The organism is Cupriavidus sp. MP-37, from assembly GCF_020618415.1.
Lineage (GTDB): Bacteria > Pseudomonadota > Gammaproteobacteria > Burkholderiales > Burkholderiaceae > Cupriavidus.
This window is the reverse complement of the sequence record NZ_CP085344.1, coordinates 1,269,748-1,287,195: the sequence shown is the minus strand read 5'-3', so window position 1 is coordinate 1,287,195 and position 17,448 is coordinate 1,269,748. Positions and strand designations below refer to the sequence as shown.

Below are 17,448 nucleotides of genomic sequence, written 5' to 3'. Positions count from 1 at the left end.
CTGTGAGAGGCGCCGGCATGGCCGGCGCTTCTCAATCGATCGCGTCCAGCTTCGCCACCGACAGCGCCAGCCACTTGGCCCCGTGGCGCTTAAAGTTGATATTGGCGCGCGCATCCGCGCCTTCGCCTTCCAGCGCGGTGATCACGCCTTCGCCGAACTTGTTGTGGAACACCGACTGGCCGACGCGGAAGCCGGTGCCGGCCTCACGCCTGGCATCGGCATAGCCGTTGCCGTTGTCCATGCCGCCGGTGGGCCTGGTGCCGGTATAGGGCACATCTTCCGGCTTGCGGAACCAGTCGCGGCCCCAGGCATTGTCGCGTTCCTGGCGGCGCACGCCGCCGTAGCCCTGCGCCGGCGGCGTCAGCCATTTGAGCGAGGCCTCGGGCAGTTCCTCGAAGAAGCGCGAGCGCACGTGGTAGCGGGTCTGGCCATGCAGCATGCGGCTTTGCGCGAACGACATATAGAGCCGCTTGCGCGCGCGCGTGATCGCCACGTACATCAGCCGGCGCTCTTCCTCCAGGCCGTCTGGGTCCATCATGCTGTTCTCGTGCGGGAACAGCCCTTCTTCCAGCCCGCTGATGAAGACCACGTCGAACTCCAGGCCCTTGGCTGCGTGCACGGTCATCATCTGCACCGCGTCCTGGCCGGCCTGGGCCTGGTTGTCGCCGGCCTCGAGCGAGGCGTGGGTCAGGAATGCCACCAGCGGCGTCATCACCACCGGCAGCGCCTCGGGATCGAGCAGTTGCTGCGCCTGGTCGCCGTCGGCCAGCGCCGGCGCCGCGGGCGCGCGGTCGGCGGGGATCACCGCGGCGAGCGCATCGAGCCCGTAGCCCTCTTCCGTCACGAACGCCTGCGCCGCGGTGACCAGTTCCTGCAAGTTCTCGATGCGGTCCTGGCCTTCCTTCTCGCCCTGGTAGTAGGTGATCAGGCCGCTATTGTTGATGACGTACTCGACGGTCTCGGGCAGCGTCAGGCGGCGCGTTTCCTCGCGCATGGCGTCGATCAGGCGCGTGAACGCCGCCAGCTTGCTGCCGGCCGCGCCGGGCACGTAGGCCACCGCCTCGGCCAGCGCGCAGTCATACTGGCGCGCCATGTCCTGCAGCACTTCCAGCGAGCGCGCGCCGATGCCGCGCGCGGGGAAGTTCACCACGCGGCCGAAGGCGGCGTCGTTGCGCGGGTTCTCCAGCAGCTGCATGTAGGCCAGCGCGTGCTTGATTTCGGCGCGCTCGAAGAAGCGCAGGCCGCCATAGACGCGATACGGGATGCCGGCCGAGAACAGCGCATGCTCGATCACGCGCGACTGCGCATTGCTGCGGTACAGGATGGCGATCTCGGCGCGGCTCGCGCCCTGCGCGATCTGGTCGCGGATCTCCTCGATGATCCAGGCGGCCTCCTGGCCGTCGGAGCCAGCCTGGAACACCCGCACCGGCTCGCCGTGGCCGGCGTCGGTGCGCAGGTTCTTGCCCAGGCGGCGCGCGTTGTGCGAGATCAGGTGGTTGGCCGAATCCAGGATATGCCCGTGCGAGCGGTAGTTCTGCTCCAGCTTGATCATCCGGCGCACGCGGAACTCATGCTCGAAATCGCGCATGTTGCCGACATTGGCGCCGCGGAAGGCGTAGATGCTCTGGTCGTCGTCGCCCACGGCAAAGACCGCGGCCGGGTTCCGCGTGCCGTGGCCGGCCAGCAGCTTGAGCCACTGGTACTGCAGCACGTTGGTGTCCTGGAACTCGTCGACCAGCACGTGGCGGAAGCGGTGCTGGTAGTGCTGGCGGATGGCGTCGTTGTAGCGCAGCAGCTCATAGCAGCGCAGCAGCAGCTCGGCGAAGTCGACCACGCCCTCGCGCTGGCACTGCATGTCGTAGGCGGCGTAGAGGTCGACGAAGCGCTTGTTGAAATCGTCGTTGGCCTCGACGTCGGCCGGGCGCAGGCCCTGCTCCTTGGCGTTGTTGATGAAGTACTGCAGGTTCTTGGCCGGGTATTTCTCGTCGTCGACGTTGAGCGACTTGAGCAGCCGCTTGAGCGCCGACAGCTGGTCCTGGCTGTCTAGGATGGCAAAGGTCTGGGGCAGCCCGGCGTCGCGGAAATGCGCGCGCAGCATGCGGTTGCACAGGCCGTGGAAGGTGCCGATCCACATGCCGCGGGTGTTGATCGGCAGCATCGACGACAGCCGCGTCTGCATCTCCTTGGCGGCCTTGTTGGTAAAGGTCACCGCCAGGATGCCCGCGGGCGAGACGTGCCCGTTCTGGATCAGCCAGGCGATGCGGGTGGTCAGCACGCGCGTCTTGCCGCTGCCCGCGCCCGCCAGGATCAGCGCCGGTTCGTCAGGCAGGGTGACGGCGGCTAGTTGTTCGGCGTTCAGGTTGGCGAGCAGGTCGGACATCGGAAAGGCCTAGTGGAATCGCCGCAATTATACCGGGGGGCCCTGTTCCATAAATCACATCCGGCCTGGCGCCGGGAGGCACGCACGAGCCCGCGCACAAGCCGCGCACAAGCCGCGCACCGGCCGGCTCCGGCCACGAAATAGGCACCGGCCGCCCGCCCCCGTATAATTTGTCGTTTCACTGGCGCCAGGCCGGCCTTCCCGGGCCGCCAGCGACCGCCAGGCGCAGGGCACCGCACCTGCCACGCATCCAGACGCCAACCTCGACATCCCAGCATGACCGCCCAAGACCAATCGCTTGCCAAGAGCTTCGAACCCGCCGCCATCGAGGCGAAATGGGGCCCCGAGTGGGAGAAGCGCGGCATCGCCAAGCCCACCTTCGATCCTGCCCGCCCGGACTTCGCGATCCAGCTGCCGCCGCCCAATGTGACCGGCACGCTGCATATGGGCCATGCCTTCAACCAGACCATCATGGATGGCCTGGCGCGCCATGCACGCATGGCCGGGGCCAACACGCTGTGGGTGCCGGGCACCGACCACGCCGGCATCGCCACGCAGATCGTGGTGGAGCGCCAGCTCGAGGGCCAGGGGGTGTCGCGCCATGACCTCGGCCGCGAGAAGTTCACCGAGAAGGTGTGGGCCTGGAAGGAAGAGTCGGGCTCGACCATCACCCGCCAGGTGCGGCGCATGGGCGCGTCGATCGACTGGAGCCGCGAGTACTTCACCATGTCGCCGGAGATGTCGAAGGCGGTCACCGAGGTGTTCGTGCGCCTGTACGAGCAGGGCCTGATCTACCGCGGCAAGCGCCTGGTCAACTGGGACCCGGTGCTGGGCACCGCGGTGTCCGACCTGGAAGTCGACAGCGTCGAGGAAGAAGGCTCGCTGTGGCATATCCGCTATCCGCTGGTCGAGGCTGACGCCAAGGGCGGCCTGACCCACCTGACCGTGGCCACCACGCGTCCGGAAACCATGCTCGGCGACGTCGCCGTGATGGTGCATCCGGAAGACGAGCGCTACGCGCACCTGATCGGCAAGTCGGTGCACCTGCCGCTGACCGGCCGCCAGATCCCGGTGATCGCCGACGACTACGTCGACCGCGAGTTCGGCACCGGCGTGGTCAAGGTGACCCCGGGCCACGACTTCAACGACTACGCCGTCGGCCAGCGCCACAACCTGCCGCAGCTGTCGATCCTGACGCTGGACGCGAAGATCGTTGCCGACGCCCCCGCCGCCTATGCCGGCCTGGACCGCTTCGACGCGCGCAAGGCCATCGTCGACGACCTCGACAAGCAGGGCCTGCTCGAAGACGTCAAGAAGCACAAGCTGATGACCCCGCGAAGCGAGCGCACCGGCAGCGCGATCGAGCCGATGCTGACCGACCAGTGGTTCGTCGCCATGAGCAAGCCGGCGCCGGAAGGCACTTTCTACCCGGGCCGCTCGATCGCCGAGGTCGCGCTCGAGGCCGTGCAGAGCGGCGAGATCAAGCTGGTGCCGGAGAACTGGATCAGCACCTACAACCAGTGGCTGGGCAATATCCAGGACTGGTGCATCTCGCGCCAGCTGTGGTGGGGCCACCAGATCCCGGCGTGGTACGACGACGCCGGCAACTGCTTCGTCGGCCGCACCGAAGAGGAAGCGCTCGCCAAGGCGAAGGCCGCCGGCAGCACCGGCGCGCTGCGCCGCGAGGAAGACGTGCTCGACACCTGGTTCTCGTCGGCGCTGGTGCCGTTCTCCTCGCTGGGCTGGCCCGAGGAAACGCCCGAGCTGAAGCACTTCCTGCCGTCGTCGGTGCTGGTCACCGGCTACGACATCATCTTCTTCTGGGTGGCGCGCATGGTCATGATGACCAAGCACTTCACCGGCAAGGTGCCCTTCCATACCGTCTACGTGCACGGCCTGGTGCGCGATTCGGAAGGCAAGAAGATGAGCAAGTCCGAGGGCAACACGCTCGACCCGGTCGACCTGATCGACGGCATCGACCTCGACACGCTGCTGAAGAAGCGCACCACCGGCCTGCGCCGGCCCAAGGACGCGCCCAAGATCGAGAAGAAGACGAAGAAGGAATTCCCCGAGGGCATCCCGGCCTTCGGCGCCGACGCGCTGCGCTTCACCTTCGCCTCGCTGGCCACGCTCGGACGCAACATCAACTTCGATACCGGCCGCTGCGAGGGCTACCGCAACTTCTGCAACAAGCTGTGGAACGCCACCCGCTTCGTGCTGATGAACACGGAGGGCCATGACTGCGGCATGGGCCCGTGCAACCAGGACTGCGGTCCGGACGGCTACCTCGATTTCTCGCAGGCCGACCGCTGGATCGTGTCGCTGCTGCAGCGCGTGGAGGCCGAGGTCGAAAAGGGCTTTGCCGAATACCGCTTCGACAATATCGCCAACGCGATCTACAAGTTCGTCTGGGACGAGTACTGCGACTGGTACCTGGAACTGGCCAAGGTGCAGATCCAGAACGGCACCCCGGCCCAGCAGCGCGCCACGCGCCGCACGCTGCTGCGCGTGCTCGAGACCGTGCTGCGCCTGGCGCATCCGATCATTCCGTTCATCACCGAGGAACTGTGGCAGAAGGTGGCCCCGCTGGCCGGCCGCGCCAGCGGCGATGGTGCGGAAACGATCGCTTTGCAGCCGTATCCGCTGCCCGCCGTCGCCAAGATCGACGAGAATGCGGAACAGTGGGTGGCGCGCCTGAAGGAAGTGATCGACGCCTGCCGCAACCTGCGCGGCGAAATGAACATCTCGCCGGCGCAGCGCATCCCGCTGTATGCGCAGGGCGACAGCGCCTTCCTGAAGGCGGCCAGCGCACATATCCAGGCGCTGGCGAAACTTTCGGAAGTTCGCGTCTTCGAAGATGAAGCCACCCTGCAAGCGGAGGGCGCCGGTGCGCCGGTCGCGATTGCCGGGGGCAACCACCTGCTGCTGAAGATCGAGATCGATGTCGCCGCCGAGCGCGCGCGCCTGTCGAAGGAAGTCGAACGCATCGGTGGCGAGATCGGCAAGTGCCGCGCCAAGCTGTCGAACGAGAGCTTTGTCGCCAAGGCACCGCCCGCGGTGGTGGCGCAAGAGACGCAGCGCCTGTCCGATTTCGAGCAGACGCTGGCCAAGCTGCAGGGCCAGCTGCAGCGGCTGCCGGCCTGACCCAACGGTCGGCCAGGCGCCTGCATCACGCCCCTGCCAGCCGGGGGTTCTGTGCCGGCATCGTCGGACAGAACCGGACAGACGGCGCCCGCGCTGGCTGGCAGGGTTATGGATTGGAATCTGAGAGGTACACCTGATATGGAAAATCGCGTCACCAAGGCTGTGTTCCCGGTTGCGGGCCTGGGCACCCGCTTCCTGCCAGCCACCAAGGCCAGCCCCAAGGAAATGCTTCCGGTGGTGGACAAGCCGCTGATCCAGTACGCCGTGGAAGAAGCCATGGCAGCCGGCATTACCGAGATGATCTTCGTCACCGGCCGCTCCAAGCGCGCCATCGAGGACCATTTCGACAAGGCCTTCGAACTGGAAGTCGAGCTCGAAGCGAAGAACAAGCAGGCGCTGCTGGATGTGGTGCGCTCGATCAAGCCGGCCAACGTGGAGTGCTACTACGTGCGCCAGCCCGAAGCGCTGGGCCTGGGCCACGCGGTGCTGTGCGCGGCCAAGCTGGTGGGCGACACGCCGTTCGCGGTGATGCTGGCCGATGACCTGATCGACGGCCAGCCGCCGGTGATGAAGCAGATGGTCGACGCCTTCAACCACTACAACTGCTCGGTGCTGGGCGTCGAGGAAATCACGCCCGAGCAGAGCCGCTCCTACGGCGTGATCGATGGGCGCGAATGGGACGATGACGTGATCAAGGTCTCGGGCATCGTCGAGAAGCCGGCGCCGGAAGATGCGCCGTCCAACCTGGGCGTGGTCGGGCGCTACATCCTGACGCCGCGCATCTTCGACCACCTGCGCGAGCTCAAGCCCGGCGCAGGCGGCGAGCTGCAGCTGACCGACGCGATCCAGTCGCTGCTGGGCCAGGAACAGGTGCTGGCCTACCGCTACCAGGGCCGCCGCTATGACTGCGGCAGCAAGCTGGGCTACCTGAAGGCGACGGTGGAGTTTGCGCTGAAGCACCCCGAAGTCGGCACCGATTTCAGCGCCTACCTGGAATCGCGCGAGCACCTGACGCGACCGAACAGCTGAGCATTCGCCTCGCGCACATCAAGAAAAAGCCGCTTCAAGCGGCTTTTTCTTCGTCCAGGCCCGCCCGGTGCGGGGCCCGCATGCCGCCCGTCAGCGGCGGCGCATGTAGAACACGAACACCTTGTCGACTTCCGAGTGCGACAGCAGCTCATTGCCGGTCTGCTTGGCAAAGGCCTGGAAATCGCGCGTGGCGCCGGGATCGGTGGCCAGCACCTTGAGCACGTCGCCGCTGGCCATGTCGGCCAGGGCCTTCTTGGTGCGCAGGATAGGGAGCGGGCAGTTCAGGCCGCGCGCATCCACTTCTTTCTGGAACTCCATTCGTCTCTTCCTTTGATGCCTGGGGGCGGGAGGCCGGCGGGAAAACCGGCCTTACCAGCGGTATTGTAGCGAAGCGCCGACCTGGGTGAAGTCGTGGGGCCGGCGCGGGTCCGGAATGTCGGCGCCGGTCTGGCGGTCGAAGAAGCGCACCGGGTAGCCCCGCGCGGCAAGCCAGTCGGCCACCGCAAAGCCGGTGCCGGCCGACCACACGCGCACGTCCTCGGGCGCCACCAGCTTGTACTCGGCCAGTTCCTCGGACAGTTCGACGGTACCCGTGGCCTTGACGTGATAGGCGATGATCAGCTCGTTCTTGCGCATGAACTCGTAGACGCCGATCAGCGCGACCGATTCGGTATCGAGGTTGGTCTCTTCCTTCAGCTCGCGCGCGACACCCAGTTCGGGCGGCTCGTCGCGTTCCAGGAAGCCCGTCACCAGCGCGAACATTTTCTCCGGCCATGCGGCGTTGCGCGCCAGCAGCAGCTTGTCCTGGTACTCCACCACCGCCGCCAGCACCGGCAGCGGGTTGTTCCAGTGCACGAAGCCGCAGTCCTGCTGCACGCAGGCGTGGCGTTCGCGCCCGGACAGCGGCAGCAGCTCCAGCGGCCCGCCGCACTGCGGGCAGAATCGGTAAGTCATGGGGGCTCCTGTGTCTCGTCGTTATCAGTATGCGCAGGCGGGATTCGGCGCCGCTACGTGCCGCAGGCGGCGCGCATGTCGGCGGCCAGCGCCTCCACGGTTTGCGGGTGCAGGTCCCACGAACACATGAAACGGCAGCCGCCCGCGCCGATAAAGGTGTAGAAGCGCCAGCCCTTTGCGCGCAGCGCCTCGATCGCCGGCAGCGGCAGCTCGGCGAAAACCGCGTTGGATTGCGTCGGGAACATGATGCGCACACCGGGGATGTCGCGGATGCGCTGCTGCAGCAGTTGCGCCATCGCATTGGCATGGCGCGCGTTGGCGAGCCATACGTCGTTCTCGAGCAAGCCCAGCCACGGCGCGGAGATAAAGCGCATCTTCGACGCCAGCTGCCCGGCCTGCTTGACGCGGTAGGCAAAGTCCTCGGCCAGGCGGCGGTCGAAGAACACCACCGCCTCGCCCACCGGCAGCCCGTTCTTGGTGCCGCCGAAGCACAGCACGTCGACGCCCGCGCGCCAGGTGATTTCCGATGGATGCACGCCCAGCGACGCCACCGCGTTGGCAAAGCGCGCGCCGTCCATATGCACGCGCAACTGCCGGCGCTTGGCAATGGCGGCGATCGCGCGCACCTCTTCGACGCTGTACACGGTGCCGACTTCGGTCGACTGCGTCAGCGACACCACCTTGGGCTTGGGGTAATGGATGTCGGCGCGGCGCGTGACCAGCGCCTCGACCGCGTCGGGCGTGAGCTTGCCGTTCTCGCCCGGCGCGGTCAGCAGCTTGGAGCCGTTGGAGAAGAACTCCGGCCCGCCGCATTCGTCGGTCTCGATGTGCGCCAGTTCGTGGCAGATCACCGAGTGGTACGACTGGCACAGCGCCGACAGCGCCAGCGAATTGGCCGCCGTGCCGTTGAACACGAAGAACACTTCGCAATCGGTCTGGAACAGGTCGCGGATGCGGTCGCAGACCTTCTGCGTCCAGCTGTCGTCACCATAGGCCTGCTCATGGCCGCTGCCGTTGGCTTCGAGGAAATACTTGAGCGATTCCGGGCAGAAGCCGGCGTAGTTGTCGGAGGCGAAGTGCTGCATGGGGTTCAGTGTGGAGCGGCCTGGCGCCTTACTTCTTGTCGGCCCACAGCTCGCCGCCGGTGGCCCAGTTCTCGCGCTTGACGTCGGTGATGATGATGTCGACCGCCGACGGCGAGCAGCCCAGCGTTTCGCAGCTGACGCGGGTCACTTCCTCGACAAACTTGCGCTTCTGCTCGATGGTGCGGCCTTCAAACATTTCGACGTGGAAAGTCGGCATACATTGCTCCTGTGCTTGATTGTTGTGATCCGGGCGGAAAAGTCCTTCCCTTCAGTCCCGGTAAGAAGGATCGATTCTATCCAGTTTGCGCAGCAGCGCGGGCCATTCCAGCACGCCTTCAACGGCGCCATCGTCGTACAGCTGCGCCGAGGTCCGGTCCGCCACGGCGGCGGGGGGCTGCACCAGCGCGCCGCCCGCCTGCGCCGCGATCTGGATCTCGCAGGCCTTGATCAGCGTCGCCATCAGCACATAGGCTTCGGCCACGGTGCGGCCCACCGTCAGCGTGCCGTGGTTGCGCAACAGCATGGCCGGATGCGCGCCCAGCGATGCGGTCAGCCGCGCGCCCTCGGCCGGGGTGAAGGCCAGGCCCTCGTAGTCGTGGTAGGCGATGCGCCCATGGAAACGCATGGCATGCTGCGACAGCGGCAGCAGCCCCGCCGCCTGCGCCGACACCGCGATGCCGGCGGTGTTATGCAGGTGCATCACGCACATCGCATCGGCGCGCGCGGCATGCACCGCCGCGTGCAGCGCGAAGCCGGTCACGTTGACCGGATGCACGGTGTCGCCGACGACTTCGCCGCGGCCATTGATCTTGACCAGGTCGCTGGCGCGGATCTCGTCGAAGGCAAAGCCGAACGGGTTGATCAGGAAGTGATCCGGCTCGCCCGGCACCGTGGCCGAGATATGGGTGTAGATCAGGTCATCCCAGCCCTCGTGCGCGGCCAGGCGATAGGCGGCGGCCAGGTCGACGCGCACGCGCTGTTCTTCGGCTGTGACGGGATGGGAAGCGCCCGCGGCGCGCGCGGGCTGCAAGGCAAAAGACATGGGGTCGCTCCTGCGCCGCCGGGTCTGGCGTGCCGGGTACGGCCCCGGCCTTCTGTGCGGCGCCGCGGGCTGCACGGCGGGCGCGCAACCGCTCGCGTGGCGCCGGGCGGCAAAGGCAATACTTTAGCGTACCTTGGCCGCGGGCCTGGGGCGCTCTCGGAAGGCCGCTCCCCGGAAGGCCACTCAGGCAGCCGGCAGCGGCCACGCGCGCCGCATCCACGCGAATACCAGCGCCCCCAGCGCCAGCGCCGCCGCGGCGCACGCCAGCGAAGCGGCAAAGCCGCCGGTGCGCGCCACCAGCGCGGTCGCCAGCGGCGGGCCGGCGATCTGGCCCAGGCCGTAGGACGCGGTCATCAGGCCCATCAGCCGTGGTGCGTGCGGCCCCCACAGCCGCCGCGCCTCGCGCATCGCAAACGCCACCAGCGCGGTGAAGGGCAGCCCCGCCAGCAAGCTGCTGAGCGCAAAGCCGGCCACGCTGGGCCACATCACCGCGATCGCCACGCCCAGCGCCTGCATGCCGTACAGCCACGCCAGCAGCTTGCGGTTGTCGTGCCCCATGCCGACCCGCGTCGCCAGGAACGCGCCCAGCGCCACACCCGCGCCGAAGATCGGCCAGAACAGGTCGGCCCACACCGTGCCGGGCAGCGCTTCGCGCGCGATCACGGGCAGGAAGGTCGCGGTGATGATGTAGCCGAAGCCGGCCAGGCCGTAGGCCAGCGTCAGCACCCAGGTCTGGGCGTCGAGCCGCGCGTCGCCGGCACCGGCGGCGTCCGTCGAGGGCGCTGGTGCCGCTGCCGCCACCGCGGGCGGCGCCACGAAAATCCGCCACACCGCCACCACCAGCACCACCGCCAGCGCGGTGAAGGCCAGCCAGCCATGGTCAGCATGCCAGCCCGCGCCCACCATGCCGGATGCGCCCAGCCCGGTGACGACGATGCCCAGGCCCGGGCCGCAGAAGATCAGCCCGGCCAGCTCGGGCTTGCCCAGCTCGGCCAGCCGCTGCAGGCACCAGCCGGCGGTGTAGACCATCACCACGGCGCTGGCGACGCCCGCGGCGGCGCGCCACAGCGACCACGCGGGCATGCCGCCCGGCAAGGCCATGCCCAGCGTCAGCAGCACCGTGGCCACCAGGCCCCAGCGCACCATGCGCACCGCATCGGGCCGGATAAACATGCACACCGCGGCACCGACGAAGTAGCCGATGTAGTTCACGGTCGCAAGCCAGCCGCCCTGCTGCAACGTGACCGTGCCGTCATGCAGCATCATCGGCAGCAGCGGCGTGAAGGCGAAGCGGCCGATGCCCATCACCACCGCCAGCGACACCAGGCCCGCCAGCGCCACCGCGAACGGTCCGGCCTCGCGGCGCGCTGGCGCGGCGGCGGCCACGCGCGCGGCAGGGTGTTCAGACTCCAGGCTGTGCGGCGTCGGCATCGGGGGTGGCTGCGGGGGCAGCGGTTGCATTGCGATGTCTGTATGCTACGCTGCCATCATCATCCCGAAAAATGAATTATCAAGATGCCAGACATCTTGATTCCAGATGGATCAGCCGGAGCCCCGCCATGGACCTTGCCGCGCTCGAGATTTTCCGCGCCGTCGTCGAAGCCGGCGGCGTCACCCGCGCGGCCGAGCGGCTGCACCGGGTGCAGTCCAATGTCACCACCCGCATCCGCCAGCTGGAACAGTCGCTGGGCGTCGACCTGTTCGTGCGCGACGGGCGGCGCATGGTGCTGACCCCGTCGGGCCAGACCTTGTTCGACTACGCCTGCCGCATCCTGACCATGACTGAAGAAGCGCGCCAGGCGGTGCTGCCGGCCCGCCCGCATGGCCGGCTGCGCATTGCCTCGATGGAAAGCACCGCCGCGAGCCGCCTGCCCCAGGTGCTGGCGGCGTATCACCAGGCCTGGCCCGAGGTGCAGCTGGAACTGGTGACGCTGGCGACGCGGCAGGCGTTCGATGCGCTGGCGCGCTTCGAGGTCGACTGCGCCTTCGTGGCCGAGCCGCTGGCCGACCCGGCGCTGCGCGCGCTGCCGGTGTTCGAGGAAGAGCTGGTGGTGATCACGCGCGCGCACCATCGCCCGGTGCACAGCGCGGCTGACCTGGAAGTGCCGACGCTGCTGGCGTTCGAGCCGGGCTGCAACTACCGCGCGCGGCTCGAGACCTGGTACGGGACCGGCACCGCGCCGACGCCGCGCGTGCTGCAGCTCAGCTCCTACCATGCCATCGTCGCCTGCGTGGCGGCCGGCATCGGCGCGGCGATCGTGCCGCGCTCGGTGCTGGGCCTGTACCGCGACCTGCCCGCGATCCAGCAGCACAGCCTGGGGGCGGCAGGCCGGGTGCGCACGCTGCTGGCGTGGCAGCCGTCGATGGCCAGCGCCGCGCTGCATGCGCTGGTCGAGGCCCTGCCCGAACTTGCGCCCGCACCGCCCGGCTCGGCCGGGCCTGAACTCGCGGCGGCCTGAGCGCTCGGGCCGGCGGGGCCGCGTGCAAGATGTGCCCGGTGGCCTACACTTGAAGTGGCGCCACCACGGCACCTCGCGTGCCCCGCCCCTGCCATGAACCCTGCCACCGCATTGCTGCGGGCCTTCCGGCTGCTGTCCAGCCTGGTGCTGGCGTGCTGCGCGCTTGCCTTCGGCGGCAGCGGCGCCGCGGCCCCGCCGGCGGGCACGGCCACGGCCACCGCGCCGGTGTACGTGATCCCCCTGAAAGGCGCGGTCAGCCCGGCCAGCGCCAGCTTTATCCTGCGCGGCATGGCACGCGCCCGCGAAGCCGGGGCGCAGCTGGTGGTGCTGGAGATGGACACGCCCGGCGGGCTCGATGCGTCGATGCGCGACATCATCCAGGCGATCCTGGCCTCGCCGGTGCCGGTGGCCAGCTATGTCTCTCCCGGCGGCGCGCGCGCGGCCAGCGCGGGCACCTACATCCTCTATGCCAGCCATCTCGCGGCGATGGCGCCGGGCACCAACCTGGGCGCGGCGACGCCGGTGCAGGTCGGCATCGGCGGCCCGCAGAAGCCTGACGCGCTGCCCGGCGCGAGCCCCGCGTCGGCCCCCGCCAGCGCGCCCGCGACCGGCGATGCCATGGCGCGCAAGCAGCTGCACGATGCCTCGGCCTATATCCGCGGCCTGGCGCAGCTGCGCGGGCGCAACGCCGAATGGGCCGAGCGCGCGGTGCGCGAATCGGTCAGCCTGTCGGCCGACGAGGCGCTGGCGCAACGCGTGATCGATGTGGTCGCGTCCGACCTGCCCGCGCTGCTGAGCCAGCTCGACGGGCGCAAGCTGACCGCCGCCGGCGGCAAGGCCAGCACGCTGCACACGCGCAACGCCCCCACCGTGACGCTGGAGCCCGACTGGCGCAACCGCTTCCTGGCCGTGATCACCGAGCCCAGCGTGGCGCTGTTGCTGATGATGATCGGCATCTACGCGCTGATCTTCGAGTTCTCCACGCCGGGCATGGTGGTGCCCGGCATCGTCGGCGCGATCTGCCTGCTGCTGGCGCTGTTCGCGCTGCACATGCTGCCGGTGAACTACGCCGGGCTGGCGCTGGTGGCGCTGGGCATCGGCTGCATGGTGGCGGAGCTGTTCCTGCCCACTTTCGGCGCGCTGGGGGTCGGCGGCATCATCGCCTTCGCCTTCGGCGCGGTGATGCTGATCGACACCGACGTGCCCGGCTTCGGCGTGCCGCTGCCGATGGTGGCGGCGATGTCGGCGCTGTCGGCGGTGTTCGTGTTCGGCATGTCGGCGATGCTGATGCGCTCGCGCAAGCGCCCGGTGGTCAGCGGCGCCGACACGCTGGTGGGCAGCCGCGGCGAGCTGCTCGACGACCTGCGCGAAGAAGGCTGGGCCAGCGTGCGCGGCGAGACCTGGCGCGTGCGCAGCGCCACGCCGCTGGCGCGCGGCACGCCGGTGCTGGTCACCGGACGCAGTGGCCTGGTGCTCGAAGTGATCGCCGCCGGCAGCGCGCCGGCCTCCCCTTCCCAACCGACCCCTGACAAGGGAGCCTGACCATGGCCTACGGATTCAGCTTCGGCGGTGTGATCTTCCTGCTGGCACTGCTGGTGATCACCTCGTTCCGCGTGCTGCGCGAATACGAACGCGGCGTGGTGTTCATGCTCGGGCGCTTCTGGAAGGTCAAGGGCCCGGGACTGGTGCTGCTGATCCCGGCGGTGCAGCAGATGGTCCGGGTCGACCTGCGCACGGTGGTGATGGATGTGCCGCCGCAGGACGTGATCTCGCGCGACAACGTTTCGGTCAAGGTCAATGCGGTGGTGTACTTCCGCGTGGTCGATCCCGAACGCGCCATCATCCAGGTGGCGAACTTCCTCGAAGCCACCAGCCAGCTGGCGCAGACCACGCTGCGCTCGGTGCTGGGCAAGCATGAGCTCGACGAGATGCTGGCCGAGCGCGAGAAGCTCAACCTCGACATCCAGCAGGCGCTGGACGCGCAGACCGACGGCTGGGGCATCAAGGTCTCGAACGTCGAGATCAAGCACGTCGACCTGAACGAGACCATGGTCCGCGCCATCGCCCGCCAGGCCGAGGCCGAGCGCGAGCGGCGCGCCAAGGTGATCCATGCCGAAGGCGAACTGCAGGCCTCGGTGAAGCTGCTGGAAGCCGCGCAGATGCTGGCGCGGCAGCCGCAGGCGATGCAGCTGCGCTACATGCAGACGCTGACGCAGATCGCGGGGGACAAGAGTTCGACCATCGTGTTTCCGCTGCCGATCGATTTGCTGACGACGCTGCGCAGCGCTACGGGAACGCCGGAAAAGTAAAAAGCAGGAAGGGCGCCGGAGCGCCCTTCCTGCTTTTGTGACAACGTGACCTCGACCCACTGTGGGCTCCCTCTCCCGCTTGCGGGAGAGGGCTGGGGTGAGGGCCGGTGCCTCCACGAAGTGACGCGCGTCGCTATTGCCACCGCCCGCCCTCACCCCCTGCCCCTCTCCCGCAAGCGGGAGAGGGGAGCAAACCCTCAGCCGATCAAACCTTGCCCGCCACCCACTCGCTGACGCCCGCCAGCGCCTGCGGCAGCTTGGCCGGCTCGGTGCCGCCGGCCTGCGCCATGTCGGGACGGCCGCCGCCCTTGCCGCCCACCTGCTGGGCGACAAAGTTGACCAGCTCGCCGGCCTTGACCTTGCCGGTGGCATCGGCGGTAACGCCGGCGATCAGGCTGACCTTGCCGTCGGCGACCGCGCCCAGCACGATGGCGGCGCTCTGCAGCTTGTCCTTGAGCTTGTCCATGGTCTCGCGCAGGCTCTTCACGTCGGCGCCGTCCAGCTGCGCGGCGAGCACCTTCAGGCCCTTCACGTCGACCGCCTGCGCCGCCAGCTCGTCGCCCTGCGAAGCCGCCAGCTTGCTCTTCAGGCGCTCCAGCTCCTTCTCCAGCGCGCGCACCTGGTCCTGCACCTGGCCGATGCGCGGCACCAGCTCGGACGGCTGCGCCTTCAGCACGGCGGCGGCTTCGTTCAGCTTCGCATCCAGGCCCTGCAGGTAGTGCAGCGCGTTGTCGCCGGTGATGGCCTCGACGCGGCGGATGCCGGCGGCGACGCCGCCTTCCATCACGATCTTGAACAGGCCGATATCGCCGGTGCGGTGCACGTGGGTGCCGCCGCACAGTTCCTTCGAGGTGCCGATCGACAGCACGCGCACGTCGTCGGCGTACTTCTCGCCGAACAGCGCCATCGCGCCGCTCTTGACCGCGTCGTCGAACGGCATGATCTCGGCGTGGGTGTCTTCGTTGCGCAGGATCTCGGCGTTGACGATCTCCTCGACCTGGCGGATCTGCGCATCGGTCAGCGCGGCGTTGTGCGAGAAGTCGAAGCGGGTCTTGTCCGCGTCCACCAGCGAGCCCTTCTGCTGCACGTGGCTGCCCAGCACTTCGCGCAGCGCCTTGTGCATCAGGTGGGTGGCCGAGTGGTTGCGCACGGTGCGCGCCCGGCGCAGCGCGTCGACCTGCGCCGAGACGGCGTCGCCGAGCTTGAGCGCGCCACCCTGCAGCGTGCCCTGGTGGCCGAACACGTCGGCCTGGATCTTGGTGGTGTCGGCCACCGCGAACACCGCATTGCCGGCCTGCAGCACGCCCTGGTCGCCGGCCTGGCCGCCGGACTCGGCGTAGAACGGGGTGTGGTCGAGCACCACCACGCCGGTCTGGCCAGGTTGCATGGTGTCGACCGAGGCGCCATCCACATACAGCGCGGTGACCCTGGCCTGCGGCAGCTCCAGCTTTTCGTAGCCGTGGAACACCGTCTTGTCGCCGGTGTACTCCAGGCCGGCGGCCATCTTGAACTTGCCGGCGGCGCGCGCCTGCTCGCGCTGGCGGTTCATGGCGGCGTCGAAGGCGGCTTCGTCGACGCCGATTTCCTGCTCGCGGCACACGTCCTGGGTCAGGTCCAGCGGAAAGCCGAAGGTGTCGTGCAGCTTGAACGCGAGCTCGCCGTCGAGCGTCTTGCCGCCCTTGAGCTTGAGCTCGGCCAGCGCGGCGTCGAGGATGGCCATGCCGTTCTCGATGGTCTCGAAGAAGCGCTCTTCCTCGGCCTTCAGCACTTCGGTCACGCGCGACTGCGCTTCGGCCAGCTCCGGATAGGCCTGGCCCATCTGCTCGACCAGGTCCGGCACCAGCTTGTGGAAGAACGGGGTCTTCTGGCCCAGCTTGTAGCCGTGGCGGATGGCGCGGCGGATGATCCGGCGCAGCACGTAGCCGCGCCCTTCGTTGCCCGGGATCACGCCATCGACGATCAGGAACGCGCACGCGCGGATATGGTCGGCAATGACCTTCAGCGAGTTCTGGTTCAGGTTGTCGATATGGGTCTCGCGCGCGGCGGCCTTGATCAGCGCCTGGAACAGGTCGATCTCGTAGTTGCTGTGCACATGCTGCAGCACCGCGGCAATGCGCTCCAGGCCCATGCCGGTATCGACGCACGGCTTGGGCAGCGGCGTCATGTTGCCCTGCTCGTCGCGGTTGAACTGCATGAACACCAGGTTCCACACCTCGATGTAGCGGTCGCCGTCTTCCTCGGGCGATCCCGGCGGGCCGCCCCACACGTCCGGGCCGTGGTCATAGAAGATTTCCGAGCACGGGCCGCACGGGCCGGTGTCGGCCATCTGCCAGAAGTTGTCCGAGGCGTAGCGCGCGCCCTTGTTGTCGCCGATGCGCACGATGCGCTCGGCCGGCACGCCGACTTCTTTGGCCCAGATGTCGTAGGCTTCGTCGTCTTCCGCGTAGACCGTCACCCACAGCTTCTCGGCCGGCAGCATGTAGGTCTTGGTCAGCAATTCCCATGCGTACTGGATCGCTTCGCGCTTGAAGTAGTCGCCAAACGAGAAGTTGCCCAGCATCTCGAAGAAGGTATGGTGGCGCGCGGTGTAGCCGACGTTCTCGAGGTCGTTGTGCTTGCCGCCGGCGCGCACCGAACGCTGCGACGAGGTCGCGCGGGTGTACGGGCGCTTGTCGGTGCCGAGGAACACGTCCTTGAACTGCACCATGCCGGAATTGGTGAACAGCAGCGTCGGGTCGTTCGCCGGCACCAGGCTGGACGAGCGGACCACGGTATGGCCCTTCGATTCGAAGAACTGCAGGAACTTGCTGCGAATGTCTGAGACTTTCATGGGATGGCGGACGCTTGCCCCGGCATGGCCGGGCGCGACGAATCAGTATGGGATTTGCAAACCGTTGATTATACGGGCAAGGCAGGCCGTCGGGCAGGTCAGCCACGGCGCCCGGGAAGCGGCCGGCTATCGCCCTGAATCCCATCGCCACGAGAGCCGCATACATCACTTTCGACAGCACCGGCGGTTTGCCGGTGGTACAGTGCAGCCAACCCG

General features: G+C 68.2%; 13 protein-coding genes. 5 read left to right on the top strand and 8 right to left on the bottom strand.

What is annotated here, in order from left to right:
- Window positions 1-31 precede the first annotated feature (31 nt).
- Window positions 32-2,380, bottom strand: coding sequence for a UvrD-helicase domain-containing protein (locus LIN44_RS06055; protein WP_227313953.1), 2,349 nt, complete (start codon window positions 2,378-2,380; stop codon window positions 32-34).
- A gap of 276 nt (window positions 2,381-2,656) precedes the next feature.
- On the opposite strand from LIN44_RS06055, the gene LIN44_RS06050 reads away from it, so the two are divergent.
- Together LIN44_RS06050 and galU are read left to right on the top strand one after the other, a co-directional pair.
- Complete coding sequence (locus LIN44_RS06050; protein WP_227313952.1) at window positions 2,657-5,524, top strand: valine--tRNA ligase; 2,868 nt, start codon at window positions 2,657-2,659, stop codon at window positions 5,522-5,524.
- A 138-nt stretch (window positions 5,525-5,662) separates the two neighbouring features.
- Entirely contained in the window at window positions 5,663-6,553 is an 891-nt protein-coding gene (gene galU / locus LIN44_RS06045) for a UTP--glucose-1-phosphate uridylyltransferase GalU (RefSeq protein ID WP_227313951.1), read from the top strand.
- 90 nt (window positions 6,554-6,643) lie between these two features.
- Here galU and LIN44_RS06040 read toward each other — a convergent pair whose 3' ends face one another.
- The 6 genes from LIN44_RS06040 to LIN44_RS06015 form a co-directional block, all read right to left on the bottom strand.
- On the bottom strand, window positions 6,644-6,871 hold the full coding sequence (locus LIN44_RS06040; RefSeq protein ID WP_010813669.1) for a sulfurtransferase TusA family protein: 228 nt from the start codon (window positions 6,869-6,871) through the stop codon (window positions 6,644-6,646).
- Between the two features lie 51 nt (window positions 6,872-6,922).
- Entirely contained in the window at window positions 6,923-7,507 is a 585-nt protein-coding gene (locus LIN44_RS06035) for an NUDIX domain-containing protein (protein WP_227313950.1), read from the bottom strand.
- Between the two features lie 53 nt (window positions 7,508-7,560).
- Window positions 7,561-8,592 (bottom strand): low specificity L-threonine aldolase, encoded by a 1,032-nt coding sequence (locus LIN44_RS06030; protein WP_227313949.1) that lies wholly within the window; start codon window positions 8,590-8,592, stop codon window positions 7,561-7,563.
- Between the two features lie 28 nt (window positions 8,593-8,620).
- Entirely contained in the window at window positions 8,621-8,809 is a 189-nt protein-coding gene (locus LIN44_RS06025; protein WP_062801336.1) for a 4-oxalocrotonate tautomerase, read from the bottom strand.
- 51 nt (window positions 8,810-8,860) lie between these two features.
- Window positions 8,861-9,634, bottom strand: coding sequence for a class II aldolase/adducin family protein (locus LIN44_RS06020; protein WP_227313948.1), 774 nt, complete (start codon window positions 9,632-9,634; stop codon window positions 8,861-8,863).
- A gap of 183 nt (window positions 9,635-9,817) precedes the next feature.
- Window positions 9,818-11,065 carry a YbfB/YjiJ family MFS transporter gene (locus LIN44_RS06015; protein ID WP_227314344.1) on the bottom strand — a complete coding sequence of 416 codons (1,248 nt, stop codon included), beginning with the start codon at window positions 11,063-11,065 and terminating at the stop codon, window positions 9,818-9,820.
- Window positions 11,066-11,193: 128 nt separating this feature from the next.
- On the opposite strand from LIN44_RS06015, the gene LIN44_RS06010 reads away from it, so the two are divergent.
- The 3 genes from LIN44_RS06010 to LIN44_RS06000 all read left to right on the top strand — a co-directional run bounded on the left by LIN44_RS06010 (window position 11,194) and on the right by LIN44_RS06000 (window position 14,402).
- Window positions 11,194-12,093, top strand: a complete 900-nt coding sequence (locus tag LIN44_RS06010; protein WP_227313947.1) for a LysR family transcriptional regulator — start codon at window positions 11,194-11,196, stop codon at window positions 12,091-12,093.
- Window positions 12,094-12,186: 93 nt separating this feature from the next.
- Window positions 12,187-13,635, top strand: coding sequence for a nodulation protein NfeD (locus LIN44_RS06005; RefSeq protein ID WP_227313946.1), 1,449 nt, complete (start codon window positions 12,187-12,189; stop codon window positions 13,633-13,635).
- Window positions 13,636-13,637: 2 nt separating this feature from the next.
- A complete protein-coding gene (locus LIN44_RS06000; RefSeq protein ID WP_227313945.1) occupies window positions 13,638-14,402 on the top strand; it encodes a slipin family protein in 765 nt (254 codons plus the stop codon).
- Between the two features lie 205 nt (window positions 14,403-14,607).
- On the opposite strand, the gene alaS is transcribed toward LIN44_RS06000, so the two are convergent.
- Window positions 14,608-17,232: an alanine--tRNA ligase gene (gene alaS, locus LIN44_RS05995; protein ID WP_227313944.1), complete on the bottom strand. Its 2,625-nt coding sequence runs from the start codon at window positions 17,230-17,232 to the stop codon at window positions 14,608-14,610.
- Window positions 17,233-17,448: the final 216 nt, after the last annotated feature.